General features: G+C 37.5%; 23 protein-coding genes. 13 read left to right on the top strand and 10 right to left on the bottom strand.

Features of this window, described 5'->3' with window-relative positions; genetic code table 11:
• Nucleotides 1–8: 8 nt before the first annotated feature.
• Both meaB and ACJJVM_RS03450 read right to left on the bottom strand, forming a co-directional pair.
• Nucleotides 9–1,055, bottom strand: a complete 1,047-nt coding sequence (gene meaB / locus ACJJVM_RS03455) for a methylmalonyl Co-A mutase-associated GTPase MeaB (RefSeq protein WP_405210819.1) — start codon at nt 1,053–1,055, stop codon at nt 9–11.
• 98 nt (nt 1,056–1,153) lie between these two features.
• Entirely contained in the window at nt 1,154–1,621 is a 468-nt protein-coding gene (locus ACJJVM_RS03450; protein WP_405210818.1) for a DUF2383 domain-containing protein, read from the bottom strand.
• 209 nt (nt 1,622–1,830) lie between these two features.
• Between ACJJVM_RS03450 and ACJJVM_RS03445 the strand changes: the two genes are divergently transcribed.
• The 4 genes from ACJJVM_RS03445 (at nt 1,831) to ACJJVM_RS03430 (ending at nt 5,447) form a co-directional block, all read left to right on the top strand.
• A complete protein-coding gene (locus ACJJVM_RS03445) occupies nt 1,831–2,376 on the top strand; it encodes an RNA polymerase sigma factor (protein ID WP_035327995.1) in 546 nt (181 codons plus the stop codon).
• A complete protein-coding gene (locus ACJJVM_RS03440; RefSeq protein WP_038600036.1) occupies nt 2,360–2,965 on the top strand; it encodes a hypothetical protein in 606 nt (201 codons plus the stop codon). Before ACJJVM_RS03445 ends, ACJJVM_RS03440 begins: the two co-directional genes overlap by 17 nt.
• Before the next feature lies 1 nt (nt 2,966).
• Nucleotides 2,967–4,673: a hypothetical protein gene (locus tag ACJJVM_RS03435; RefSeq protein ID WP_405210817.1), complete on the top strand. Its 1,707-nt coding sequence runs from the start codon at nt 2,967–2,969 to the stop codon at nt 4,671–4,673.
• Nucleotides 4,674–4,763: 90 nt separating this feature from the next.
• Nucleotides 4,764–5,447 (top strand): peptidoglycan DD-metalloendopeptidase family protein, encoded by a 684-nt coding sequence (locus ACJJVM_RS03430; RefSeq protein WP_405210816.1) that lies wholly within the window; start codon nt 4,764–4,766, stop codon nt 5,445–5,447.
• Here the strand turns inward: ACJJVM_RS03430 and ACJJVM_RS03425 are convergent.
• The 8 genes from ACJJVM_RS03425 to ACJJVM_RS03390 all read right to left on the bottom strand — a co-directional run bounded on the left by ACJJVM_RS03425 (nt 5,419) and on the right by ACJJVM_RS03390 (nt 14,635).
• Nucleotides 5,419–6,237, bottom strand: a complete 819-nt coding sequence (locus tag ACJJVM_RS03425) for a Cof-type HAD-IIB family hydrolase (RefSeq protein ID WP_405210815.1) — start codon at nt 6,235–6,237, stop codon at nt 5,419–5,421. The two genes, ACJJVM_RS03430 and ACJJVM_RS03425, sit on opposite strands and share 29 nt — an antisense overlap.
• Before the next feature lie 65 nt (nt 6,238–6,302).
• Nucleotides 6,303–9,665: a preprotein translocase subunit SecA gene (gene secA, locus ACJJVM_RS03420; RefSeq protein ID WP_405210814.1), complete on the bottom strand. Its 3,363-nt coding sequence runs from the start codon at nt 9,663–9,665 to the stop codon at nt 6,303–6,305.
• 95 nt (nt 9,666–9,760) lie between these two features.
• Entirely contained in the window at nt 9,761–9,982 is a 222-nt protein-coding gene (locus ACJJVM_RS03415; RefSeq protein WP_013751528.1) for a DUF2795 domain-containing protein, read from the bottom strand.
• A 176-nt stretch (nt 9,983–10,158) separates the two neighbouring features.
• On the bottom strand, nt 10,159–10,734 hold the full coding sequence (locus ACJJVM_RS03410) for a cob(I)yrinic acid a,c-diamide adenosyltransferase (RefSeq protein WP_035328013.1): 576 nt from the start codon (nt 10,732–10,734) through the stop codon (nt 10,159–10,161).
• 21 nt (nt 10,735–10,755) lie between these two features.
• Nucleotides 10,756–10,944, bottom strand: coding sequence for a hypothetical protein (locus tag ACJJVM_RS03405; RefSeq protein WP_405210813.1), 189 nt, complete (start codon nt 10,942–10,944; stop codon nt 10,756–10,758).
• A gap of 124 nt (nt 10,945–11,068) precedes the next feature.
• Nucleotides 11,069–11,758 carry an ABC transporter ATP-binding protein gene (locus tag ACJJVM_RS03400; protein WP_038600050.1) on the bottom strand — a complete coding sequence of 230 codons (690 nt, stop codon included), beginning with the start codon at nt 11,756–11,758 and terminating at the stop codon, nt 11,069–11,071.
• A gap of 125 nt (nt 11,759–11,883) precedes the next feature.
• Nucleotides 11,884–12,498, bottom strand: a complete 615-nt coding sequence (locus ACJJVM_RS03395) for an O-methyltransferase (RefSeq protein WP_405210812.1) — start codon at nt 12,496–12,498, stop codon at nt 11,884–11,886.
• A 217-nt stretch (nt 12,499–12,715) separates the two neighbouring features.
• Nucleotides 12,716–14,635, bottom strand: a complete 1,920-nt coding sequence (locus tag ACJJVM_RS03390; protein ID WP_405212167.1) for an ABC-F family ATP-binding cassette domain-containing protein — start codon at nt 14,633–14,635, stop codon at nt 12,716–12,718.
• Between the two features lie 268 nt (nt 14,636–14,903).
• Here ACJJVM_RS03390 and ACJJVM_RS03385 point away from each other — a divergent pair, with 268 nt between their 5' ends.
• The 9 genes from ACJJVM_RS03385 to ACJJVM_RS03345 are packed head-to-tail and all read left to right on the top strand — an operon-like array spanning nt 14,904 to nt 24,575.
• Complete coding sequence (locus ACJJVM_RS03385; RefSeq protein WP_405210811.1) at nt 14,904–15,689, top strand: polysaccharide biosynthesis/export family protein; 786 nt, start codon at nt 14,904–14,906, stop codon at nt 15,687–15,689.
• Nucleotides 15,690–15,692: 3 nt separating this feature from the next.
• The gene (locus ACJJVM_RS03380) at nt 15,693–18,131 is read left to right on the top strand and encodes a GumC family protein (protein WP_405210810.1); all 2,439 of its coding nucleotides are present in this window, start codon (nt 15,693–15,695) and stop codon (nt 18,129–18,131) included.
• Between the two features lie 5 nt (nt 18,132–18,136).
• The gene (locus ACJJVM_RS03375) at nt 18,137–19,009 is read left to right on the top strand and encodes an ABC transporter permease (protein ID WP_405210809.1); all 873 of its coding nucleotides are present in this window, start codon (nt 18,137–18,139) and stop codon (nt 19,007–19,009) included.
• Entirely contained in the window at nt 19,009–19,824 is an 816-nt protein-coding gene (locus ACJJVM_RS03370; RefSeq protein ID WP_405210808.1) for a polysaccharide pyruvyl transferase family protein, read from the top strand. The genes ACJJVM_RS03375 and ACJJVM_RS03370 overlap by 1 nt, the downstream gene beginning before the upstream one ends.
• 6 nt (nt 19,825–19,830) lie before the next feature.
• A complete protein-coding gene (locus ACJJVM_RS03365) occupies nt 19,831–21,078 on the top strand; it encodes an ABC transporter ATP-binding protein (protein ID WP_405210807.1) in 1,248 nt (415 codons plus the stop codon).
• A gap of 2 nt (nt 21,079–21,080) precedes the next feature.
• A complete protein-coding gene (locus tag ACJJVM_RS03360) occupies nt 21,081–21,965 on the top strand; it encodes an FkbM family methyltransferase (RefSeq protein WP_405210806.1) in 885 nt (294 codons plus the stop codon).
• Nucleotides 21,966–21,974: 9 nt separating this feature from the next.
• Nucleotides 21,975–22,913, top strand: a complete 939-nt coding sequence (locus ACJJVM_RS03355) for a glycosyltransferase family 2 protein (RefSeq protein ID WP_405210805.1) — start codon at nt 21,975–21,977, stop codon at nt 22,911–22,913.
• 22 nt (nt 22,914–22,935) lie between these two features.
• Nucleotides 22,936–23,715: a glycosyltransferase family 2 protein gene (locus ACJJVM_RS03350; RefSeq protein ID WP_405210804.1), complete on the top strand. Its 780-nt coding sequence runs from the start codon at nt 22,936–22,938 to the stop codon at nt 23,713–23,715.
• Nucleotides 23,715–24,575, top strand: a complete 861-nt coding sequence (locus tag ACJJVM_RS03345; RefSeq protein WP_405210803.1) for a glycosyltransferase family 2 protein — start codon at nt 23,715–23,717, stop codon at nt 24,573–24,575. The genes ACJJVM_RS03350 and ACJJVM_RS03345 overlap by 1 nt, the downstream gene beginning before the upstream one ends.
• Nucleotide 24,576 lies beyond the last annotated feature (1 nt).

The raw sequence follows: 24,576 nt of genomic DNA, 5'->3' as shown, positions 1-24,576 counted from the left end.
TTAGACTATTACTTACTTGCGATGTCTAGCAATTGCTGCGCTGCTATAAAGGGAGAAACTTCTCCCTGAGCTACTTTAGATAAGACAGCATCTAGTTTACCTACCACCTTGTCATTTGCATAAAAGGCGTCTTTGAGCTTATTTTCTATAGTTTGTAGTAGCCAGAATTTATTTTGTTCGGCTCTTTTTGTTTTAAAGTAAGTTGAGGTTTTTGTTGTTGCGGTATAATCAGATATGAGTTTCCATACTTCTTCAATCCCCGTGTTTTCTAGCGCACTACAGGTTGTAACCTTTGGTTTCCAGTTGCTGGGTTTAGGAGGGAAGAGGTGTAACGCTTTCGCGAAAGCGGTCTTAGCCAGCTTTGCAGCTTTTGTATTATCACCGTCTGCTTTATTGATCACAATGGCATCTGCCATCTCAATAATACCTCTTTTAATGCCTTGTAACTCATCACCAGCCCCAGCTAGTTTGAGTAGCAAAAAGAAGTCTACCATAGAGTGTACGATGGTCTCGCTCTGACCTACACCCACCGTTTCGATTATAATCACGTCATAACCTGCAGCCTCACAGAGTATAATGGCCTCTCTAGTTTTACGAGCCACGCCACCTAGTGATTGTCCAGATGCGCTGGGACGTATATAAGCTTTAGGGTTTTGAGCAAGTTCATACATTCTAGTTTTATCGCCTAGAATACTACCGTGGGAGACTGAGCTTGTAGGGTCTACCGCTAGTACGGCAACTTTATGTCCTTGTGAGGTAAGATAGTTGCCAAAGGTTTCTATAAAAGTGCTCTTGCCCACGCCAGGCACGCCGGTAATACCTATCCTTACAGATTTATTAGCCTTACTTAGGCAAGCTTCTATAAGTTGTTGTCCTTTATCTTGATGTGATTGCACTGTGCTCTCAATGAGAGTGATGCCTTGAGAGAGTGCCGTGATATCTCCTTGAGCAATAGCGGTTGCTAGCTCTTGAGTATTTATAGTTTTTTGCCTTTTACGAGTCTTGTAAAACGCAGGATTAATACTCTTGTTGATATGTGTAGCATCTTTACTCACAGAAGTACCAAATTACTACTTTCTTCATAATTATATGAGTTTAAGAGTTGCGTTTTATCCCTAAAAGAATTGCCAAGTGTAAAGAAGTAAAACTAGACTTATGAGTCTTTGTACTTCTTTTTAACCTTGGCTTTAAGCTTTGCAAGATCTGCGTGTGATTGCTTTATCTGGAACTCCATAGGTACAAGCACTTCTAGTATATGTACGGGTAACCAGCTGTCATCTATAAGACGTTTGAGGAGTATGAGTACCATCTCGTCTTGAATCATACAAGCGCCCACAATGTTTGTAGGTGTTTTATGCTCCATAGCAGCTATTACATCTAGCCAGTCACGATCTGCACTACCCTTTACAATATCTAGCCTGTTTGGCGTGATACCTTCTTCTGCCATTCGGGATACTATCTTGTGACAAAACTTATTACGGCTTACGCTTTCCTTTGCTAGAAATCTTTTGTACTCTGTAATCTCAATTTCTTCTGCAGCATTAAAATAGCGACGCTCTGCCCAGAAACATTCGTCTAGCAGGTCGTTAAGATTTTCATATGCAATATCGAGGTGATTCATATACTGAGCTTCAAATATAGACTAGTCGCGGTATTTAAAATAGTCTTACTTCATTATTACTTAAAAATTATGAATAGTTTATTTATAATCTAGTAGTATCTTAATGGGCTGTTAACTCAAAAAAAATAAAACTTTTTGCAACATTGCAAAAAAGACCTCGTCTTTAAGAAGAATAGCAATAATAAACCAATCAAAACCAACCATCCATTTTGCTAGTTAGTGATCTCATACAAAAATGCAAGGCAAATGATAGAAAGGCACAGCTGCAGCTGTACAATAAATACTGTGATGGTATGTATTGCGTAGCCTTTAGATTTTTGAAAAATGCATTTGAGGCAGAAGAGGCAATGCACGAGGGCTTTATAAATGCCTTTGCAAAGCTTCATCAGTTTACGGGAGAAGTCACCTTTGGAGCCTGGCTTAAGCGTATCGTGATTAATAAAAGTCTCGATATGATCAAGGCAAAAAAAGCAACACTTATCCCACTTAATGAGGAAGTAATGGGCAAGGTAGATGATGATAATGATTGGAATGTGGCAGACGGAGTAACCGTAGATCACATTAAGAAAACCATCAGTGAGCTTCCTGAGCGATATGAGTATCCTCTTATGCTATTCTTAATAGAGGGATACGATCACCAGGAGATCTCAGAGATATTACAGATTACAGAAGTCGCTTCTAGAACGCTGGTGCACCGCGGTAAAAAGAAGCTTCAACAACACTTAAAGACCCTTAATTATGGCACAGGATATTAGAGAGCTTATCAAGAGCGAGAGCGGTGAGCAAGAGCAGCTGCGAGAAGGCCACTTATCACGTTTTGAGCAATTACTTGAAGAGCGTATGCCAGAAGAGCAGAAACCTTCTAAGCCTAAAGGCGGTATATTTTTATGGATGAAGATAGCAGCCGTGCTTATTGTAGCTGGTGGTATTGTAATGATGGTGTATAATAACGCTTTCGCGAAAGCGGAAGACGCACCCATAGTACAAGCTACCCCAGAAAATACAGAAACGGTAGAACCAGAAATCTTATTAAGTGCTATATCACCAGAATTTAAAAAAGTAGAAGATTACTACCTCGCTAGTGTAAACCTAGAGATTGCCCGCCTTGAGATAACAGATGATAATAAAGAGCTTATAGATGCTTTTATGAAACAGCTGTCAGATCTTGATGCAGAGTATAAAAGTCTCAATCGTGAGATTACCGAAAGTGGTGTAAGTGAAGAGATGGTAAACGCAATGATAGAAAACTTAAAATTGCGTGTGGAGCTTATGATAAAGCTCAAAGCAAAACTTAAAGAAATGAAAAACGCTGCTCAACAAGAAGCAGCCATTCAAACGGTATAAGATGAAACAGTATAAGATATTATGGCCAGTGATGATGTTACTATTTGTAGCATCTGGGAGCGTATTTGCGCAGGCTAAAAAAACAAAGTTAAACGAGCGCTTTTCTGTAAACAAAGACGTGCAGATAGATGTAGACACACGTTATGCAGATGTGATTTTTGAAACTTGGAACAAAAATGAAGTCGCAATAGAGGCATATGTAGAGGGAGCAAATGCAAGTGAAGCAGCAAGGTCTTGGGATCTTGACGTGAGTGGTAATAGTAACCAGGTACGAGTTACAAGTAAAGGAGGTTATGGAGATTCAAAAGTTTATGATATAAGTGATCTAGATAACGTACACCTAGATCTTGATCTAGGAGAAATTATAGGGCAGTCACTTAGTATTGTTGAGCCTGTGATGAATGGTCTTGTAGGGCCGCTACTAGAAGGTATCTCTGGAGCAAGACTTCCAGATGAATATTATGAAGAAATGGGGAAAATGAAATTTGACCACGAGGCATATAAAAGAGAAGGTAGAGCTTACATAAAGCGATGGGAGCGTGAGATGGATAAGAGTTTTGGCCCAGAGTTTGAGCGTAAAATGGAGAAGTGGGAGAAAGAAGCAGAGCAAAGGTCTGAAGACTGGAGCGAGCGCCTTATAGAGCAATCTGGCATCCCAAAATGGCCTTTTAATAGCAAAGGAAATATCACTTTTGATAGTGATGAGTATGAAAAAGACAAGCAAGCTTATGTAAATAAGTTAAACCGAAAGTATGGTACAAGAGTGAGTGTGCGTGAGGTAGATAGCTGGCTTGAAGATGTTGAGGCCTGGGGAGAAGATTTTGGAGAGAGAATGGAAGATTGGGGTGAGAACTTTGGTAAATCTATGGAGAAGTGGGGTGAAAATTTTGGTGAAAACTTCGGGAAGTCTATGGAGAAGTGGGGAGAGTCTTTTGGAAAAGATATGGAGAAGTGGGGAGAAAACTTCGGCAAGAAAATGGAAAAATGGGCAGAAGAGCACGAAGGTGAGTGGGAAGAAACGCATACAAGAGATGAAAACGGAAATAGAAGTAGCCACTACAGCCTTAATTATGATTCTGATAAGGCTTCATCAAAAAAGTCTAACCGAAACGTAAAACGTGTTATTATCATAAAAATGCCTAAGCGTGCAGAGCTAGATCTTAATGTACGTTACGGTAAAGTAAAAATGGCAGATGCTTATAATGCAAAAGCTGTTATCTCACACGGTAGCCTTGCTGCCACAACCATCGATGGAGGAAACACCTCCATCGATGTTTCTTACAGCCCGGTAACCATCACAAACTGGAACAAAGGAACTCTCGTGACTAATCACGTTAAAGATTGTAATATAAACACAGCTACAGACATTAAAGTAACGTCTAACTCTAGTAACGTACACATTAATCGTCTAGATGGTTCTGGTATGATATCTGGGTCATTTGGTAAGTTGTCAATCCCTCAAGTGAGTGATAACTTTGGGACGCTTACTTTATTTTTAGAAAATAGCGACCTCGCTTTAAAATTACCGCAGGCGGCATTTAACTTTAGTTACAGTGGTGATCATAATGACTTCTTTATCCCTAAGCAACTCGAGACACAGTCTATGAAAAATGGATCTACAGAGATGGTAAATGGGTTTCATAAATCTAGAAGTACTGGTAATACCATTACGATTAATGCTAAGTATAGCGACGTAGTATTGCAATAAACAGCGATTACATACTAAATTATTGTGCAGCTATGGCTGCTTTTTGTGTTTTGTATTGAAGTTGTATTTTTAGGCAACAAATAACAACCAATGGATACTAGTTTTTTTAGTGCGCTTACAAAAGAATTTACATCTCCTCTCCACACTCCTTTTCAAAAAGAAGACTTCTATCCGCTAGATTTATCTACGTCAAATAATGAGCTAGATGTTGAGCTCCTTACAAGACCTTATGATCATCATAAGTTCTTACAGCTGTATCTTAAGATAAGTGGTTCTAAGGTAGCCTACGGCGGTTATCTAGAGAAACGACCTCTCTATGATAGATCAGATTATTTTCAGGCACAAGATCCGGGAGATAAGCGCAATATTCATCTTGGTGTAGATTTGTGGTGCAACGCAGGAGAAAGTATTGTGAGCCCGCTAGATGGAGAGATACATAGCTTTAAACACAATAAAAATTTTGGTGATTATGGACCTACGCTTATTGTAAAGCACACCATAGACGGACAAGAGTTTCACACGCTATATGGTCACTTAAGTGTAGCATCTTTGCATAATAAAAAGATTGGTCAAAAGGTGAAAGCTGGTGAAGTAATTGCCACTCTAGGTACTCCAGATGTAAATGGTGATTATGCGCCTCATCTACACTTTCAGATAGTTATAGATATGCAAGGTAAAGAGGGTGACTACCCTGGTGTAGGAAGCCAAAATGATCTTGAGTTTTATAAAAAGAATTGCCCAGACCCTAATCTGCTATTAAAAATTTATGAATAGCCTTTGCGACGGCATCTTCTTTATTTGTAAAAGCGCTCGTATAATCTGCTAGTGATTTTAGAGTATCTGTTGCATTTGCCACGGCAACTCCAAAACCAGCACAACGTATCAACTCATCATCATTATGATTATCGCCAAAGGCCATTACAGCCTCTAGCCCAAAGTTATGTTCCCTCTTTAATAAGACCGCTAGCGCCTTCGCTTTGTCTATGTATTTTGGGGTAATCTCAAGGTAGGTGTCCTTAGATCTATAAAGATGAACTTTATCACTATAGAGTGGTTCTAGTAATGCAACTAGACTATCAAGTTCTTCTGGGGCTCCCATACACATTAGTTTGTGTATGCCTAGCTTTTTGTTATTTAGAAAGTTAAGACTTTCAGTAGCCGCTTGATAGATAGGAGTAGCTCTTGTGTTGTTTATTTCGCGTAAGCTCCATTTATCTTCTTGGTCTGTAAACCAGTGCTGGTTGCTATAAATACTTAAGTTGTAAGAATGTTTTGTATGATGTGGGATAAGTGTAGACAGTACTTGCGTATCGTAGCTATTATTTTCTATTATAGTTCCATCCTTTCCTATAATAAGTCCTCCATTAAAGGCAATAAGTGCCTCACCTAGATTGCCCAGCCCTTCTTGTAAGTAGCGCATAGCTTGTGGTGGGCGTGAGGAAGCTAGTATGAGGGGTAATTCCGCTTTCGCGAAAGCTGAAATAGTAGCATCACTCAACCATCGGTCTGCATTGAGTAACGTACCGTCTATATCTGAACATAAAAGCTTTATGGAGTCTGTCATAGCTATAAAAATAATAAGGCGGCCTCAAAAGAGAGCCGCCTTATGTAGAAAATTATTAAAACAATCTAGCTGTTTACAATCACCCATTGTCCTTTTGCAATAAGTGGTTCAGCCTGTTTGTACTTTACTTCTTTTGTCTCACCATTTATTACATTTTTAATCGTAACACGATCGTTACGACCTATTTTAGGTTGAGATCTTACAATAGTTTCGGTAACCTGTTGTTGCTGTGGTTGTGTGTTACCAGCAGCTCTAGCCTGTGCAGAACGCTCATCCATATTAGGAATTTCTTCCTTTTGAGTTTGCATTTCTTCACGGCGCTCACGTATTTGTGATGCATCGCTCACCTGCTCTTGGTTACCCTGAGGAATCTCTCCTTTAAATAGGAATGAAATCACCTCTTTATTAACCTTATCAATCATTTTTTTGAAAAGCTCAAATGCTTCAAACTTATAGATTAATAATGGATCTTTTTGCTCGTGTACAGCAAGGCGTACACTTTGCTTAAGCTCATCCATCTTACGAAGGTGTGTTTTCCAAGCGTCATCTATAATGGCAAGTGTGATGTTCTTTTCAAAATCTGTCACGAGTTGCTTACCGTCTGAGTCGTAAGCTTCTTTAAGATTTGTAACTACACGTAGCTCTTTTGTACCATCTGTAAATGGTACCACGATACGCTCAAACTTTGCATTAGGATCTTCATACACTCTCTTGATGATAGGGAAGGCAAGGTCTGCATTCTTAGTCATCTTTTCTTTATAGTGATCAAAAGCTGCTTTGTAAATGAGGTCTGTAAGATCTTTTGCAGACTTACTGTTAAAGTCGTTCTCGCTTACTGGGCTCGTCATAGAGAAATAACGAATGAGCTCAAACTCAAAGTTCTTAAAGTCTTGTGCTTGCTTGTTTGACTCTACAATAACCTCAGAGGTGTCATAGATCATATTTGCAAGGTCTACACGTAAACGCTCTCCATATAGTGCGTGACGACGACGCTTGTATACAACCTCACGTTGCATATTCATCACATCATCATACTCAAGTAAGTTCTTACGTACTCCAAAGTTGTTTTCTTCTACTTTTTTCTGTGCGCGCTCTATAGATTTTGAAATCATACCGTGTTGTATCACTTCTCCTTCTTTGAGCCCCATTCTATCCATCATCTTTGCAATACGCTCAGACCCAAATAAACGCATTAGGTTATCCTCAAGCGATACATAAAACTGTGAGCTTCCTGGATCTCCTTGACGCCCAGAACGACCACGTAACTGTCTGTCTACACGACGTGAGTCGTGACGCTCTGTACCTATTATGGCAAGACCACCGGCTGCCTTTACCTCGTCAGATAACTTAATATCTGTACCACGACCTGCCATATTTGTTGCAATGGTTACCACTCCGGGGTTACCAGCCTCTGCAACGATGTCTGCCTCACGTTTATGTAGCTTTGCGTTAAGTACGTTATGAGGTATTTTACGCAGGGTAAGCATTTTACCTAGTAATTCTGATATCTCTACAGAAGTTGTACCTATCAAGACTGGACGTCCAGATTTTGAAAGTTCTGTAACTTCATCTATAACGGCGTTATACTTCTCGCGCTTCGTTTTGTAAACTAAGTCATCTTTATCTTTTCTTGCAATAGGGCGGTTAGTAGGTATTTCTACTACGTCTAGTTTGTAGATCTCCCAGAATTCTCCAGCCTCTGTAACCGCTGTACCTGTCATACCAGATAACTTGCGATACATACGGAAGTAGTTTTGAAGCGTTACTGTTGCAAAAGTTTGTGTAGCATCTTCAATTTTTACATTTTCTTTTGCCTCAATCGCTTGGTGCAGACCGTCACTATAACGACGACCATCCATAATACGACCAGTTTGCTCATCTACAATCATCACCTTGTTTTCCATCACAACATACTCGGTATCTTTTTCAAATAACGTGTATGCTTTAAGCAGCTGGTTCATTGTGTGAATACGCTCAGACTTGATTCCAAAATCTTTAAAGAGTTCTTCCTTTTCTGTAGCTTCTTCTTCTGGTGATAATCCTTTTGCTTCTATTTTTCCTATCTCAAGACCTATCTCTGGCATTGTGAAGAAATCTGGATTGTCTTTACCAGAAAGTGTCTCGATACCTCTGTCTGTAAGTTCAATCTGATTGTTCTTTTCATCTATCGTGAAGTATAGTGCCTCATCTATTTGATGCATTTCACGATTATTGTCTTGCATATAGAAGTTCTCCGTCTTTTGTAATAACTGGCGTATTCCTTCTTCACTCAAGTATTTTATGAGGGCTTTATTTTTAGGTAATCCGCGGTATACTCTTAAGAGTTGTTTACCACCTTCTTTTGTGTCACCTGCAGCAATAAGTTTTTTTGCTTCTGGTAAAACTTTTACAAGCTCCTGGCGTTGTAGGTTTACAATCTTCTCTATTTGTGGTTTAAGATCATTAAACTCGTGCACATCACCTTTAGGTACAGGTCCAGATATAATAAGTGGTGTACGAGCATCATCTACAAGTACAGAATCTACCTCATCTACAATTGCATAGTTATGTGGGCGTTGTACTAGATCTTCTGGTTTATGAGACATATTATCACGTAGGTAGTCAAAACCAAATTCGTTATTTGTACCATATGTAATATCTGCCGCATATGCTGCACGACGCTCAGGACTGTTAGGTCTGTGATAATCTATACAATCTATAGTCATCCCGTGAAACTGGAATAAAGGAGCCATCCACGCGCTATCACGCTTAGCTAGGTAATCATTTACCGTTACAAGGTGTACACCATTACCAGTAAGTGCGTTAAGGTAAACAGGTAGCGTCGCCACGAGTGTTTTACCTTCACCTGTTTGCATCTCTGCTATTTTACCTTGATGCATTGCCACACCACCTATGAGCTGTACGTCATAGTGTATCATATCCCAGGTTACTTCTTTACCAGCAGCATCCCAGCTATTTGACCAGATGGCTTTATCACCTTCTAGTGTTACATAATCTTTTGTCCCACTAAGTAAGCGATCATACTCTGAGGCTGTTACCTCAAGTGCTGTGTTATTAGTAAATCGCTTTGCAGTTTCTTTTACAACTGCAAATGCTTCTGGAAGTATTTCTGTAAGTGTTTTTTCAGAAATCTCGTAAGCCTCGTCTTTAAGCTTGTCTATCGCTAGGTAAACGTCTTCACGCTCATCTATATCTTCGGTAGCTTCTGCTTTTGTTTTGAGTGCTTCGGTAGCTTCTGTATTTTCTTTAAGAGCAGCAGCTAGAGTAGCCTTAAACTCAGTGGTTTTATCTCTTAAGCCATCTAGTGATAACTTTGCTAATGCTGCTTCGTGTGCTTTAATTTTTTCAACGATAGGAGTAATTGCTCCTACATCTTGCTTAGACTTATCGCCTACAAAAATTTTTAATACACTATCTAAAAATCCCATAATATGGTGTTGTTTTGTGTCAATTTTGAACCCGTAAATTTAATCAAAAAAAAAGCCTCATAGAGAGACTTTTTAGTGTTTTAACGGGTATATATTTAATATTCGTCTTCGTTCCAGAGATAATCCTCGTCTGAGGGATAGTCTGGCCAGATCTCTTCGATAGAATCATAAGAATCACCTTCGTCTTCGATAGCTTGTAGATTTTCTACAACTTCAAGTGGTGCTCCAGTTCTAATCGCATAATCGATCAACTCATCTTTAGTAGCAGGCCAAGGCGCGTCACTTAGGTAAGAAGCTAGTTCAAGTGTCCAGTACATAGCATTTGTGTTTTTTAATTTGTGCAAAAATAATTTTTCTAAGCAGAAATGCAAGTGAATTGAAGATTATTTCAAAATAAATGTAAGAACGTGGCTTTCAGACCTTGTAGAGAGTATAATTACGCTTTCGCGAAAGCGTGATACCTCTCAATAATTGTTTTCTGTATTCGGTACTCTTAATCTAGCTTGGTAGGTATCCATTTTACCTCATCTGCTTGTAAGTCTTTAGACAACTTTCGTGCCAGTACAAATAGGTAGTCAGAAAGGCGGTTTAGGTATTTAAGTGTATGCTTGTCAAACGGCTCTAGCTCGTAAAGCGCTGTTGCCAAACGCTCTGCGCGCCTACATACAGTACGTGCTACGTGACAATGTGACACGGTGGTGTGACCTCCAGGGAGTACAAAATGAGTCATAGGTGGAAGCTCTGTTTCCATCTTATCTATTTCATTTTCTAGTAGTTCAATATCTTCTTCGTTAATTTTTGGGATATTGAGGCGCTCTTTGCCATTTTTGAGAATCATCTTCTCTGGGTCTGTAGCGAGTACAGCTCCTACGGTAAAGAGTTTGTTTTGAATATGTATAAGAATCTCCTTGCTACGCACATCAATCTCTTGATCACGTATGAGCCCTATAAATGAGTTGAGCTCATCTACAGTACCGTAGCTGTCTATTCTTATATGATGTTTTGGGACTCGCGTACCGCCAAATAAGGCTGTAGTACCGGCGTCACCAGTTTTTGTGTATACTTTCATTTGTGATGAAGTTGTATGCTGTTATTGTTGTTCTTTTTCTCTTTCCTTGCGTTTTTTTTGAAAACCTTCATTAAAGTTGCGCGTTCTTCTCCCACGTTGCTTTGTGGTATTACGTTTTGTATTTGTAAAAACTAGTAAGAATAAAACGGCAACCCCTATGATACTTACAAGTATCTGTGTGATAGGAGAGAGGTTGTTAAAAAAGTCCATAGTTTGTTATTGTGTCGTGAAGATAAAAAAAAGGATATGATTCTTCTTTGAAAAGTGGTAAGTATGTAAAACAAAAAAACGCCAGCAAGTGGCGTTTTAAATAGTTTTTTTGAGTAGGATTTAGTTACTTTTTATTTTTTACATCGCTCTCTATAACTCCATCTCTAAGGCGTATTACTCTATGCGCGTGCTCTGCAATATCTTCTTCGTGTGTAACTAGGATCACTGTATTACCTGCTGCGTGTATAGCGTCAAATAGTGCCATAATCTCAACCCCTGTTTTTGAGTCTAAGTTACCCGTAGGCTCATCTGCAAGTATGATAGACGGTTTATTTACAAGTGCACGACCTACGGCTACACGCTGGCGCTGTCCTCCAGAGAGCTGGTTAGGTTTATGATCCATACGGTCTGCAAGGCCCACATCTGTAAGAACCTCTTCGGCTCTTTTATTACGAGCAGACTTTGATAATCCAGCATATACCATAGGCAGTGCGACATTATCTAAAGCTGTTGTTCTCGGTAGTAGGTTAAATGTTTGAAAAACAAAACCTATCTCTGTATTACGTACATCTGCAAGCTCATCATCACTCATCTGGCTTACATCTCGACCATTAAGAACATAAGATCCTGCGGTAGGTGTGTCAAGACACCCTAAGAGATTCATTAATGTAGATTTACCAGACCCAGAAGGTCCCATAAATGCTACATACTCGCCCTTGTCTATATCTAGATCTATACCTTTAAGTACGTGTACAATTTCGTTTCCTAGAGGGAAGTCACGTATGATGTTTCTTATTTTAATGAGGTTACCCATAGATGTGTTTAGTTTGCTATTAGAAGATGTTACACACAATTTGTTACACAATTTACTTAAAAATGTAAGTAAGATGTAAAGATGCTTGATTTAACCTCAGTTATAATGGTATAGATTATCCTCAATTATAACTTGATGTAAAAATCTTCTTTGGCTTGTTTGGGTCTAAAAAATACCATTCCAAAATAAAATGCATCTACCGTAGCAGTTGCTTGTGGTATTGCTTTTATATACTCCCAGGCTTCTGTCATTTCTTGCGACCAGTGTATGTCGTCAAAAACCCATACACTCTCATCGTTTACAGTAACTAGAAGTTTATTTACATAGTTTATAGTAGCGTCTTTGGCGTGATTACCATCAAAGTATATGAAGTCAAAATTCTTCTTGATGTGGTTATCTAGCTCTGTAGTAAAGTCGCCTACGCAAATTTTTACGTTTTTTATACCGGCATTATCCAGCTCTTGTTGTGCTATTTGAGCCGTCTGAGGGCAGCCTTCTATACTTGTAATTTGGGCATTACTTTTTATAGCTAGTGCTGCAGTCGCAATACCTAGTGAAGTACCTAGTTCTAGTACCTCTTGAGGCTGAAAGTAGGCAATAAGGCGCTGGAGTAATAAAATACGTTTATGAGTTGCTCCAGCATAGGTGGCGATGTCCTTTATCTTTCTTTCGGCAGACTTAAAAACGCGTGAGCCAGCACCATAATCTGTTACTGTGATGGTTTGCTGGTTATCTAGCAATGACTTTTTGTAGGCGTATAACTGTTGTGAGATGCTAGGGTCACTCTTTCCCCGTAATACTTCCTTCTCTAGTTTGAATATAAAAGGGGAGTGTATCCCGTGTAGATGAAAGGTTTTAGGGAGCCATTTTATGTATGCAAGCGCAGTATGTAAACTATTATTATTTGCGATAACTAGTGTTTTTAAAACCGAGGGTTTACAGGTGTTTGGATAACGGTTACTCTTCCATTTTTGAGCTCAGTTCAAACCAGCGTTCCTCTTTTGTCTCTATGTCGTCTATTATTTTTTGAAGTTTTATGCTCTCTTCTGTGATCTCATCTTGAGAGAGATCAGGATTTAAAAACACTTTTTGTTTTTCTTCCTTTTGTCTCTCTAGCTTTGCAATCTCGCGTTCTAGTTTTGCGTGCTCCTTTTGCTCATTAAAAGAGAGTGCTCCTTTGTGCTGTTTTTCTTTCCAGCTTTTGGTGTCACTTGTTGTTTGAGTTACGGATGCTTCAAATTTTTGCTTGTTTTCTAGCTGTGCTTGTTCTTTTTCTGCTTTCGCGAAAGCGTTACTTATCCCACCCTCGTATGCTCTAAAGTCTGAGTAGTTACCCGGGAAGTTTTCTACCACGGCATCTCCTTTAAAAACAAAGAGGTGGTCTACTATTTTATCCATAAAGTAACGGTCGTGAGAAACCACCACTAGACACCCTGGGAAGTCTAATAAAAATTGTTCAAGCACGTTGAGCGTTACTACATCTAGATCATTTGTAGGCTCATCTAGAATTAAAAAGTTAGGATTCTGAATAAAAACGGTACATAAATAGAGTCGCTTGCGCTCTCCACCACTTAGTCGCTCTACAAAGTCATACTGCTTCTTGCGGTCAAACAAGAAACGTTCTAATAGTTGGCCAGCAGAGATGGTACGTCCTTTTTTAAGAGGGATGTGATCTCCAAACTCCTTTATAACATCTATCACCTTCTGACCCTCTTTTATGGCGATTCCTTTCTGAGTGTAATAACCAAATTTTACCGTGTCGCCCACAATCACCTTTCCAGAATCTGGAGGTAGTGCACCGGTCATTATATTAAGAAATGTAGTTTTGCCAGTACCATTTTTACCTATGATACCTACACGCTCACCCGTTTTAAAAACATACTCAAACTTGTTGAGTAAGGTGAGATCTCCGTACGATTTACCTACATTATGAAACTCAAGGATTTTACTCCCCATACGCTCCATATTAATTTCTAGTTGTACCGTGTGATCATTGCGGCGCTCGTGAGCACGTGATTTTATCTCTGCAAAGTCGTCTATACGAGATTTTGACTTTGTGGTACGAGCTTTAGGCTGGCGGCGCATCCACTCCAGTTCTTTTTTATATAGCTGTTTTGCTTTACCCGTTTCTGCCTCCCAGGCAGCAACGCGAGCATCTTTGTTTTCTAGATAATAAGCATAGTTACCTTTATAGTTATAGAGTTTTCCATTTTCTAGCTCTACAATCTCATTACACACGTTTTCTAAAAAGTAACGGTCGTGTGTAACCATAAAAAGCGTGATGTTTTCTGTTCTAAAATAATCCTCGAGCCACTCTATCATCTCTAGGTCAAGGTGGTTAGTAGGTTCATCTAGAATAGCCAGATCAGGTTTAGTAAGCATCATCTGGGCAAGTGCGAGGCGCTTCTTTTGTCCACCACTTAGTAACTCAACCTTACGACCTAGGTCGTCTAGCTTAAGCTTAAAGAGAATCTGTTTATACTGCGTCTCAAAATCCCAAGCTTGTGCTGCCTCCATAGCATCAAAGGCTTTTTGATAAGCATCTGCCTCTTCCATATGAAGAAGTGCCTTCTCATAGTTTGCAATAGTTTTAAGTATAGGGTTATCTCCTGCAAATATGGTTTCTTCTATCGTAAGGCTTGGGTCTAAGTCTGGTTCTTGTGGTAAGAAAGAGATGGTAATACCCTTTCTGCTCACAACCTGTCCATCATCTGGCGATTCAAGACCAGCAATGATATTAAGGAGCGAGGTTTTACCTGTACCGTTTTTGGCAACAAAACCTATTTTTTGGTCCTTATTAATTCCAAAAGCGATGTCTTTAAAAAGGTGGCGTTCACCAAATGATTTTGATACGTTTTCTACAGAGAGGTAGTTCATTGTGTGTTGTGTGGATGCGGTATGCTGCATCTTTTATGATATAGTACAGTGTAAATCTGTAAACTATAAATATGATAAAGGTTTTTTTTACGCTTTCGCGAAAGCAAAAATAAGGCTTCCCAAAAGAACTATAGCGTTTTACGAGATGCTCTCTCGCCGATTATTGATACTTTTTTTGGAAAATTTTAAGCGATGAAATGCACACCTCTCTATGAAAGTTTTATTTTTATCGATGAAAGTCTATATTTGTGAGCCTAACACAACTTAAATGAGATACCCATTATTATTATTGATACTCGTGATTATGGCGAGTACAGCATCTTGTGTACCTCTCAAGGATATCACATATCTTCAAGAAAATGAGACTGCTACAGATAGTATAGTCTCGCTACAACAACAGCAACCTCCGTACAGAGTTCAAGTAGGTGATATATTAAGTATACGTCTCAAAGCACTAGACCAGCAACTTGTTGAGTTTTTTAATCCATCTGGAGAAGAGGGTGTATCGCTTAACGAGGGTTTTTATTACGATGGCTTTGCTATAGATACTCACGGTAATATACGTGTGCCAGAACTAGGAGAGATAAATGTACTAGGGAGAACAACCGAAGAAATACGTGAGATTATAGAGCAACGATTACTAGCAGATTATATAAAAGACGAAGCAGATCTTTTTGTGACAGTTAAGCTACCAGGTATACGATACACGCTAGTAGGAGAAATAGGGAGCTCAGGAACGCAAAATGTACTCGCCGAAAAAGTGACTATACTAGAAGCCATAGCAAACGCTGGTGGAGTACCTATAACGGGAGATCTTACAGATGTACTCATTATAAGACAGTATCCAGGTGGGCAACGCGTGCATCACATAGACCTGACTAAAATAGATGTAATGCAGTCACCTTATTACTACATACAACCTAACGATATTATTACCGTAAACCCATTGCCACAAAAAGCGATAGGGATAGGTACTACCGGCTTACAGGCCTTTACCACCATACTGGGACTAGTCACAACACTAGCTTCTGTTATTTTACTAGCAACACGATAGAAGATGGAAGAAGAGTTTGACCCACAGAGTTCTGGAAGTTTTTTTGATTTTAAGGGCTTCTTATATAGATTACTTAGTTACTGGTGGCTGTTTTTAATATGTCTAGCCATCACATTTTCTATAGCTCGCTATATCAATGTGCGCAAAGTCCCAATTTATAGAGAGACCAGCTTGATCTCCATTAAAGATGATCAAAACCAAATGTTTGGGGGCAATACCAGTCTCGTATTTAACTGGGGAGGAACTACAGACAAGGTCCAGACTAGTATTATAATGCTTAAATCGCGTACACACGCAGAGCGAGTGGTACAGTATTTACAATTTTACACCAATTACCAAAGACAAGGCAAGTACAATATAGAAGATGTATATGGTTACACACCATTTACTTTAAAACTCAATGACTCATTCCCGCAGTTATACGGTAAGCGTATGACCTTTATAGATGAAGGTAATGGAAACATAAGGGTGAAGATTCCTTTTACGGGTGGTACAGCCCCTTTGTTTAATTATTCTACGCTTAAACCCTCATCTATTACAGCTCCTAATACGGACTATGATGAAGTATTTCAACTAGGAGATACTATCAATACCCCATTTTTAAAAGCAACTTTATTACCTACAGATGTTTATCCTCAAGAAGGGCAAGAGTATTTTGTAAGTCTAGGCAATTTTAATGGTACCGCTGGAAGATATAGAGGTATAGGAGTAACTCAAACTCCGAGAGGGAGCTCTACACTAGAATTAAGCCTGGTAGGCACAAATAAAAAACGCCTTATAGATTACTTAAATGCTAGTGTACAGGTGCGTACAGAAGAACAACTAAGGCAGAAAAATCTATTTGCAACAAAGACCATAAAGTATATAGATAGTAGTCTTAAAACTAGCAATGTAGACCTTGATAAGGCCTTAGAAGATCTTAATAAGTTTCAAAATAAAAATAGTGCTGTGACACTTTCTGGTGGTGCAGAGCAAATAAGTATTGCTTTACAAGACCTTGATAATGAGAAAGACGGTCTGTCACGACAGCTAGTTTATTACAAGCAACTAGAAGATTACCTACGCACACGTACAGATTATACAAATGTGCCTGCTCCCTCTGTATCTCTTATAGATGAAGGTAGTATTACCGCTGGGGTGGCAAATATTGTACAATTAGCATTACAGCGTAGTAACCTAGCCTACACAGCAAAGGAGGGTAACCCTGCTTTTAGAGATTTAGACAGACGTATAGATGCCGAAAAAGAGGTTCTTTTTGAAAATATAAAGTCAAGTAACCGGTTAATCAAAGCACAAATATCCAATCTTAATAGACAGATAGGGCAGGCTCAAGGAAAATTAAAACAGTTTCCAAAAGAAGAACAAGAACTGGCAGAAATACAAAGACGCTTTACAATAAGTCAAGAAGCCTATAACCTGTATACAGAAAAACGTAGCGAGGCAGAGATTATAAAAGCCTCAAATGTATCTGATATTCTATTTATAGATAGAGCAAAAGATGTTGGGAAGGGGCCTATAGGTCCTAATACAAAACTAAACAAGGTACTTGCAGGCGTATTTGGTATGGTAATTCCGATTGCTTTTGTACTTATTATCTTCTTTTTAGACACAAAAGTAGGAACTCCAGAAGATGTCAAGAAACGCTCTAGTATTCCTATTTTAGGCACAATAGGGAAGAGTAAGCGTTCCTCCGGTCTTGTTGTGAGAGATTATCCACGTTCTGCAATGGCAGAGGCTTTTAGAGGGTTGCGATCTGGGTTGCAGTTTATGTATAAGAAGCGTGGTGTGGAGGGAGCAAAAACGGTTTTAGTAACTTCTAGTGTAAGTGGTGAAGGAAAGACATTTACTTCAATGAATCTTGCTTCGGTTTTCGCTTTAAGCGAAAAGAAAACAGTACTGGTAGGACTCGATTTAAGGAAGCCTAAAATATTTGACGATTTTGAGTTAGAAAATGATAAAGGTGTAGTTAATTACTTGATAGGCGATGCTACGCTGGATGAGGTAAAGCAGAAATCTGGTATTAATCATCTAGACGTTATTCTTTCTGGGCCTATCCCGCCTAACCCTTCTGAGCTTATTATAAGTGATGCTATGGGTGAGTTTATTGATACTCTTAAACAAGAGTATGATTATATTGTATTTGACACGCCACCATTAGGGTTAGTATCTGATGCATTTGAACTGATGCCTTATGCAGATGCTTCTCTATATATGGTACGTCAAGGTTATACTCGTAAGGATATGCTAGGTCTTGTTAATGAGAAGTATCAAAGAGAAGAGGTGACACACATAAGTTTTGTACTTAACTATTTCCAGCAAAAACGAAAATATGGCTACGGTTATGGCTATGGTTACGGAACTTATAATAATGGCTACCACGAGGATGATGCACCTACGGGTATCTTAGGCAGGTTTAAAAAGCTGTTTACTAGGCGCAACTAAGATTTATGAGCCGTAATACGATAACAGAAGATAGTTGGCTTTATGAAATTAAGCCTAAAGGCAAACTTATTGATCTTAACTTTAAAGAGATTTGGAGTTATAGAGACCTCCTCGTGCTTTTTGTTAAGCGTGATATCGTTACAGTTTATAAACAGACTATACTTGGCCCGCTATGGTTCTTGATTCAGCCATTGTTTACCAGTATTGTTTTTACGCTTATTTTTAATAATATAGGTAATGTGAGTACTGGTGCGGTTCCTGCTTTTTTATTCAACCTAGCTGGTATAACCTTATGGAATTATTTTAAGGAGTGTCTTACTACAAGTAGCACAACCTTTACGGCAAATGCTGGGCTTTTTGGAAAAGTATACTTTCCTAGATTTATAGTACCGGCTTCACGAGTTATTTCTGGCCTCTTTAAGTATAGTATTCAGGTATTGATCTTTGTTTTATTTTACCTCTATTTTGTTTTCTATAAAGGTGTAGATATAGCACCCTCTCCATTCTTTATATTGAGCCTTTTATTAGTCTTTAATATGGCACTCATAGGTCTGGGAGTTGGGATGATTCTAAGTGCACTTACGACAAAGTATCGAGATTTGACCATACTAGTATCCTTTGGTATCAACCTACTTATGTATGTAAGCGGGGTTATGTATCCTCTAGAAGAGATGCGAGCAAAGTTACCAGAGTATTATTGGCTCATAGAGTATAATCCTATAGCACAAACGATTGAGTTATATAGAAATTTACTATTAGGTACGGCACAAGTCAATTTTGCTATGATGGGAATAAGTCTTTTAATAGGCGTCATATGTTTTCTGGTAGGACTTGTTATTTTTAATCGTACCGAGCGTAATTTTATAGATACAGTGTGATGAAAGATAAAATTAGATTGTATTGGTGGAGTGAGGTTCATATTCAAAAAAAGAAGAAGGAAAATTATGGTGACCTTATCGGGAAGTATCTAGTTGAAAAGATTTCTGGTAAAGAAGTACAGTGGCTAAGAGCTAATAGATTTTATTTAAAAAACTTTTGGAAACCCTTGTATGTGACAGTGGGTAGTATTTTAGAGCATATAGGAGCGCATTGTACTGTGTGGGGAAGTGGTATAATAGCCAAAGATTCTCAAGTTGCTAATGCACATTTTTTAGCAGTAAGAGGTCCGCTTTCGCGAAAGCGTTTACAAGAACTCAACTATACTTGTCCAGAAGTTTATGGTGACCCAGCATTATTATTACCATCTTATTTTAATCCTAAAGTTGATAAGATATTTAAAGTAGGTATAGTACCTCATATAAACGATTATAATAGAACTCTCGATTTATATGTGAAGGACAAAGATATTTTAGTGATTGATTTTATGACAAATGATATTGAAAAAACTACTAGAGATATATTGTCTTGTGAGTTTATATTGTCGTCTTCACTACACGGACTCATAGTGTCTCACGCTTATCAAATTCCTGCTATTCAAATACGTTTGTCTGATAAAATTCTAGGGGATGGCGTTAAGTATCACGATTACTTTATGTCTGTAAACTTAGAACCTTATCAACCTTTACCTATGGGAGTGGCTCTTAAAGAAGAAGAATTAATTATGCTCGTAAAAAATCATAAGGAATCTTTACCTTCTTTAGAAAAAATACAAGAAATTCAAAAACAACTTATTGAGGTTTGCCCTTTTAAATAGACTTATATGGAGGATCATATTATTCTAAAAGCTTCAAATATTTCTAAACAATACAGATTGGGTCTTGTAGGGACTGGGACGTTAAGCCACGACATTAATAGATTGTGGCATAAAATAAGAGGAAAAAAAGATCCCTATCTGAAGATAGGTGCTGAAAATGATAGGGCTCTACAATCTAAGTCTGATTATGTGTGGGCACTTAAAGATATTAACTTTGAAGTTAAGCGTGGAGAAATATTAGGAATCATTGGTAAAAATGGAGCAGGTAAGTCGACCTTGCTTAAGATATTGTCACGAGTAACAAGCCCCACAACAGGCTCTATTAAAACAAGAGGTAGAATTGCCAGTTTGCTAGAAGTAGGAACTGGAATGCATCCCGAGCTTACAGGTAGAGAAAACATATACCTTAATGGTGCTATACTGGGAATGACAAAAGTTGAGATAAGCACTAAAATAGATGAGATAGTAGATTTTTCTGGTTGCAAGATGTATATAGATACACCCGTAAAGAGGTACTCTAGTGGTATGCGTGTGCGACTAGGCTTTGCGGTAGCTGCCTTTTTAGAACCCGATATTCTTGTGATTGATGAGGTACTAGCAGTAGGTGATGCAGAGTTTCAAAAGAAGGCCATAGGTAAGATGCAGGATATATCTCAGTCTGGAGGTAGAACGGTTCTTTTTGTTAGTCACAATATGGCCGCTGTACAAAACCTCTGTAATCGAGTACTCATTTTAGATAAGGGTAAAATAGTAAATAATGATGGTGATCCAGCTATAATAGGGGTAGAGAAGTATTTGAGTCTAAGCAAAAGAAGCTCAGAGATAAAAGCCTTAGATCCTAATTTTGATATCAAGCTACATCAAAAAAGTGTTTACCATTTTGACGAAAACTTTACTATTGATTTATGTGCAAATTCTTTATTATCAACTTCTAAAAATGCCTACATAGATATCGCAGTTGTAAACAAGTTAGAAGAATTTGTCCTTCATTATAGGATGGATGTTAATTGTAACCCTATGATTTTATATCCAGGTACAAATAAGTTTACAATACAAATAGAAAACCCTCGCTTAGTAATGGGAGAGTATACTATAATCGCTTATGTATATGATAAGGTTAAGAACGTACTGTTATGGGTAGAAAACACCTTACCATTTCAAATTGTAGATGTAAATAGTGATAGTATTAACACCACAACTGTAAAGTCACAAATTATACCTAATGTTTCAATAAGTAGAATAGACTCAATATAACTATGCTAAGAAAATATATTTATAAGTCTATTAACCGTCTGGGATATAGAATAGAAAGAAAAAGAACTAGAGAGGAGCTTTGGGAGAACCATCAGATTTATGAGATAAAAAATAATCTCAACCTTTTCTTTGGGGCTAAACCCTATATTGAGCGTTTAAACTCAAGGTATGATAATTTTAAACTAGAGGCTCAAGATAAGGGTCTTATAGTGCAATTTTTGAACTTAAAAGTTTATGTAGAAACCATAGAGGAGTTTTTTATTATAGATGAAGTTTTTCTAACAAATGACTATAATTTTAGTACTCTTTGTGATGCTACGGTAATCGATATAGGAGCAAATATTGGAATTAGTTCACTATTCTTCTCAACTCTTGAAAATGTGAAAAATGTTTATTCATTTGAACCAGTTTTAGACACCTATAAGCAGGCTCTTATGAATTTTGAGATGAACCCCTCAGAAAAATTAAGTACTATAAAAAACATAGGTTTAGGGAAATCTACTAGAGAAGAAACTTTTATTTACAATAAGCATTTTAAAGGTAATACGGGAGTAAGAGGTTTACTAAGCAAGACGATGTCTAACTTAACAAACAATGAAACAAGAAAGGTTCAAATAGAAAATGCATCTAAGCAGTTGAGGCCTATTGTAGAGCGTCACTCTTTAGGTAGTATTGTTATAAAGATGGATTGTGAAGGAGCTGAATATGAAATCATAGAAGATTTAAATCACACAGGTCTATTAAAGGACATTGATATAATTATGTTAGAGTGGCACGATAAAGGTCCTCATTTTATTGAAAAAGTACTTAAAGAAAACAAATTTCAGGTTTTCTCAAGAAGTCTAGGTCCTAATGCAGGAATCATCTATGGTGTAAATAGCAAATAAATTTTTGAGATGCTCATTTCAGTTATAATACCAGCCTACAACGTAGAACGTTTTATAAAAAAAACAATCAAATCGGCTCTTGATCAGTCACAAGTTGGAGAAGTGATTGTAATAGATGATGGTAGTACAGATAGCACCTTGCAGATAGTTAGTGAGTTACAGGCCTCTACACCTATTTTAAAAGTGTATCAACACAAGGATGGAATAAATAAGGGTCGTGGCGCCACAAGAAATCTAGGAATACATAAAGCTACACAAGACTATATTGCTTTTTTAGACGCAGACGATTTTTATCTTGAAGATCGTTTCAAAGGTGATGAGCACGTATTTAACGATAGTAATGTCGATGGGGTTTATAATGCAGTTGGGTTTCATTTCTATAGAGAACCACTAGATTCTGAAAAAATACACTTCAAACCTAACACTCTTTCTAAGAGATTGAAACCAGAGGAACTCTTTGATGGTATTGTGTCAAGTAAATATGGGTACTTACATTTAAATGGTCTCACTGTAAAGAAATCCGTATTCGACAAAAGTGGCTATTTTAATGAAACGCTAAGAGTAACTCAAGATTCAGATATTATCTTTAAAATGGCGCTTGTGTGCAATTTGTACCCAAGCAATATAGAAGAGCCAGTTTCAAAAAGAGGAATTCATACAGAAAATGTTTTTACCAAGAGTGAAATATATAAAGAGTATAATCCTAAGCTTTTTGAATCACTTGTGAGTTGGTCCTTAAAAAATAAAATTAAAAAGGATAAGATAGATACGCTATTAAACTGGCAGTGGTTCCATAAATTCGAACAGAAAAAGACAGTGGGAGCTTATACTCGGTATTGGATAGCTTTTATTTTCAAAAACCCACGATTAATGTTATCTATACTAGCCATAAAGTATTTTCCAATTATTAGATTAAGAAAGCGCTTGTTTCCAAGATTTTATAATTGAATTACCTTATTATTAAATTAAAATGCCCAAACTCTCCATTGTCACAGTTAATTACAATAATCTGAACGGTCTTAAAAAAACCGTTCAGAGCGTGCATACTCAGACTTCTCAAGAATTTGAGCATATCATCATTGATGGAGGATCTACAGATGCAAGTGTTGAGTATATAAAAAAACATCAGGATAGTTTCTCATACTGGGTGAGTGAACCTGATAAAGGTGTTTATAATGCTATGAATAAAGGGATTGAGCGAGCTTCAGGCGAGTACTTGCTATTCCTTAATGCAGGTGATCATTTTATAAATGAGCAGTCCTTACAACGCGCTTTAACCCATTTATCAGGAGAGCATATAATTTATTTTAACCTTCACGTGGTAGAAGGCTCACGTGACTTTACAAAGACCTATCCTAGTCGTTTGTCATTTTCTTATTTTGTAGAGGATACATTACCTCACCCAGCTACTTTTATAAAGAAGACCGCTTTCGCGAAAGCGGGAACCTACAGAGAAGATTTTAAGATAGTATCAGACTGGAAATTTTTTATAGATGCCATATGTAGATATCAGTTATCTTACAAAAAAGTATCCGAAACTATAACTACATTCTACATAGGAGGAATGAGTTCTGATCCAAAAAATTATGACCTAAAAAATAATGAGCGTACTGAAGTTTTAAGTAAGGAGTATACAGCATTTTATCAAGATGTTAATGATACCTTACATATGAGAAAAACACTTAATAGTTTAAAAAAATCAAGGATTATAAGTTTACTAGTGAAGCTTAAGTTTCTAAACAAATTTTAATGAATAGCCCTGAAGTTTCTATAATAGTACCTTGTTATAACCAGGCTCATTTTTTAAATGACAGCTTGCAATCTGTTTTAAATCAGATTTTTGACGCTTGGGAGTGTATTATAGTAAATGATGGTAGCCCAGATAATACAGAAGAAGTAGCTCAAAAGTGGTGTGCAAAAGATGCAAGGTTTAAGTATATAAAAAAAACTAATGGTGGTTTATCTAGCGCTCGTAATGCAGGTATAGCGATAAGTCGTGGAGATTTTATCCTTCCACTAGATGCAGATGATTTGATACATTCAGACTATTTACAAAAGCTCTTACCAGTAATAGAAAATAATGACGCTATAGAAGTAGTTTCTTGTTATAGTATTTTTTTTAGAAATACTATTGATAATGTAGTAAATACAAGAAAACCCACTGGTACAACAATAGATGCTTTATTATATGAAAATATGATAATGGCAACATCTTTATATAGAAAGGAATCTTGGAACCGCGTAGGAGGCTATGATGAAAGTATGAAAGATGGCTTTGAAGATTGGGATTTTTGGATTTCTATTTTAAAGGATGGAGCAGAATTTAAAATTGTCCCAGAGTTCCTTTTTTACTATCGTAAAGCTGCAGCGTCAATGTTAACCAATACAGTTGCAAATCATCTAGAATCAGTAACAAAATATATTTATAAAAAGCACCCTGAGGTTTATATAAATAAGTTTGATACCACTATGGATTATGTTTTTTATTTAATTAAAAAGCATAAAGCTAGTGAGGATAATTTAAAAAAATCTCTTGAATATAGAATAGGAAAAGCTGTAACAAAGCCTTTTAGATTTATTGCCAAATTAAATAAATCAAAAAATAAATAGC

Source organism: Dokdonia sp. Asnod2-E02, assembly GCF_045063915.1.
Lineage (GTDB): Bacteria > Bacteroidota > Bacteroidia > Flavobacteriales > Flavobacteriaceae > Dokdonia.
This window is presented reverse-complemented; position numbering and strand designations above follow the sequence as displayed.

Excerpts from the sequence above, each read along its gene's own strand:
- ACJJVM_RS03410 (WP_035328013.1), bottom strand. The coding sequence starts at position 10,734 with ATGAAAGTATACACAAAAACTGGTGACGCCGGTACTACAGCCTTATTT.
- ACJJVM_RS03375 (WP_405210809.1), top strand. The coding sequence starts at position 18,137 with ATGAGCCGTAATACGATAACAGAAGATAGTTGGCTTTATGAAATTAAG.
- ACJJVM_RS03370 (WP_405210808.1), top strand. The coding sequence starts at position 19,009 with ATGAAAGATAAAATTAGATTGTATTGGTGGAGTGAGGTTCATATTCAA.
- ACJJVM_RS03430 (WP_405210816.1), top strand. The coding sequence starts at position 4,764 with ATGGATACTAGTTTTTTTAGTGCGCTTACAAAAGAATTTACATCTCCT.
- ACJJVM_RS03390 (WP_405212167.1), bottom strand. The coding sequence starts at position 14,635 with ATGAACTACCTCTCTGTAGAAAACGTATCAAAATCATTTGGTGAACGC.
- ACJJVM_RS03415 (WP_013751528.1), bottom strand. The coding sequence starts at position 9,982 with ATGTACTGGACACTTGAACTAGCTTCTTACCTAAGTGACGCGCCTTGG.
- ACJJVM_RS03365 (WP_405210807.1), top strand. The coding sequence starts at position 19,831 with ATGGAGGATCATATTATTCTAAAAGCTTCAAATATTTCTAAACAATAC.
- ACJJVM_RS03435 (WP_405210817.1), top strand. The coding sequence starts at position 2,967 with ATGAAACAGTATAAGATATTATGGCCAGTGATGATGTTACTATTTGTA.
- ACJJVM_RS03425 (WP_405210815.1), bottom strand. The coding sequence starts at position 6,237 with ATGACAGACTCCATAAAGCTTTTATGTTCAGATATAGACGGTACGTTA.
- ACJJVM_RS03440 (WP_038600036.1), top strand. The coding sequence starts at position 2,360 with ATGGCACAGGATATTAGAGAGCTTATCAAGAGCGAGAGCGGTGAGCAA.
- ACJJVM_RS03345 (WP_405210803.1), top strand. The coding sequence starts at position 23,715 with ATGAATAGCCCTGAAGTTTCTATAATAGTACCTTGTTATAACCAGGCT.
- ACJJVM_RS03450 (WP_405210818.1), bottom strand. The coding sequence starts at position 1,621 with ATGAATCACCTCGATATTGCATATGAAAATCTTAACGACCTGCTAGAC.
- ACJJVM_RS03360 (WP_405210806.1), top strand. The coding sequence starts at position 21,081 with ATGCTAAGAAAATATATTTATAAGTCTATTAACCGTCTGGGATATAGA.
- ACJJVM_RS03380 (WP_405210810.1), top strand. The coding sequence starts at position 15,693 with ATGGAAGAAGAGTTTGACCCACAGAGTTCTGGAAGTTTTTTTGATTTT.
- ACJJVM_RS03350 (WP_405210804.1), top strand. The coding sequence starts at position 22,936 with ATGCCCAAACTCTCCATTGTCACAGTTAATTACAATAATCTGAACGGT.
- ACJJVM_RS03355 (WP_405210805.1), top strand. The coding sequence starts at position 21,975 with ATGCTCATTTCAGTTATAATACCAGCCTACAACGTAGAACGTTTTATA.
- ACJJVM_RS03400 (WP_038600050.1), bottom strand. The coding sequence starts at position 11,758 with ATGGGTAACCTCATTAAAATAAGAAACATCATACGTGACTTCCCTCTA.
- secA (WP_405210814.1), bottom strand. The coding sequence starts at position 9,665 with ATGGGATTTTTAGATAGTGTATTAAAAATTTTTGTAGGCGATAAGTCT.
- ACJJVM_RS03405 (WP_405210813.1), bottom strand. The coding sequence starts at position 10,944 with ATGGACTTTTTTAACAACCTCTCTCCTATCACACAGATACTTGTAAGT.
- ACJJVM_RS03385 (WP_405210811.1), top strand. The coding sequence starts at position 14,904 with ATGAGATACCCATTATTATTATTGATACTCGTGATTATGGCGAGTACA.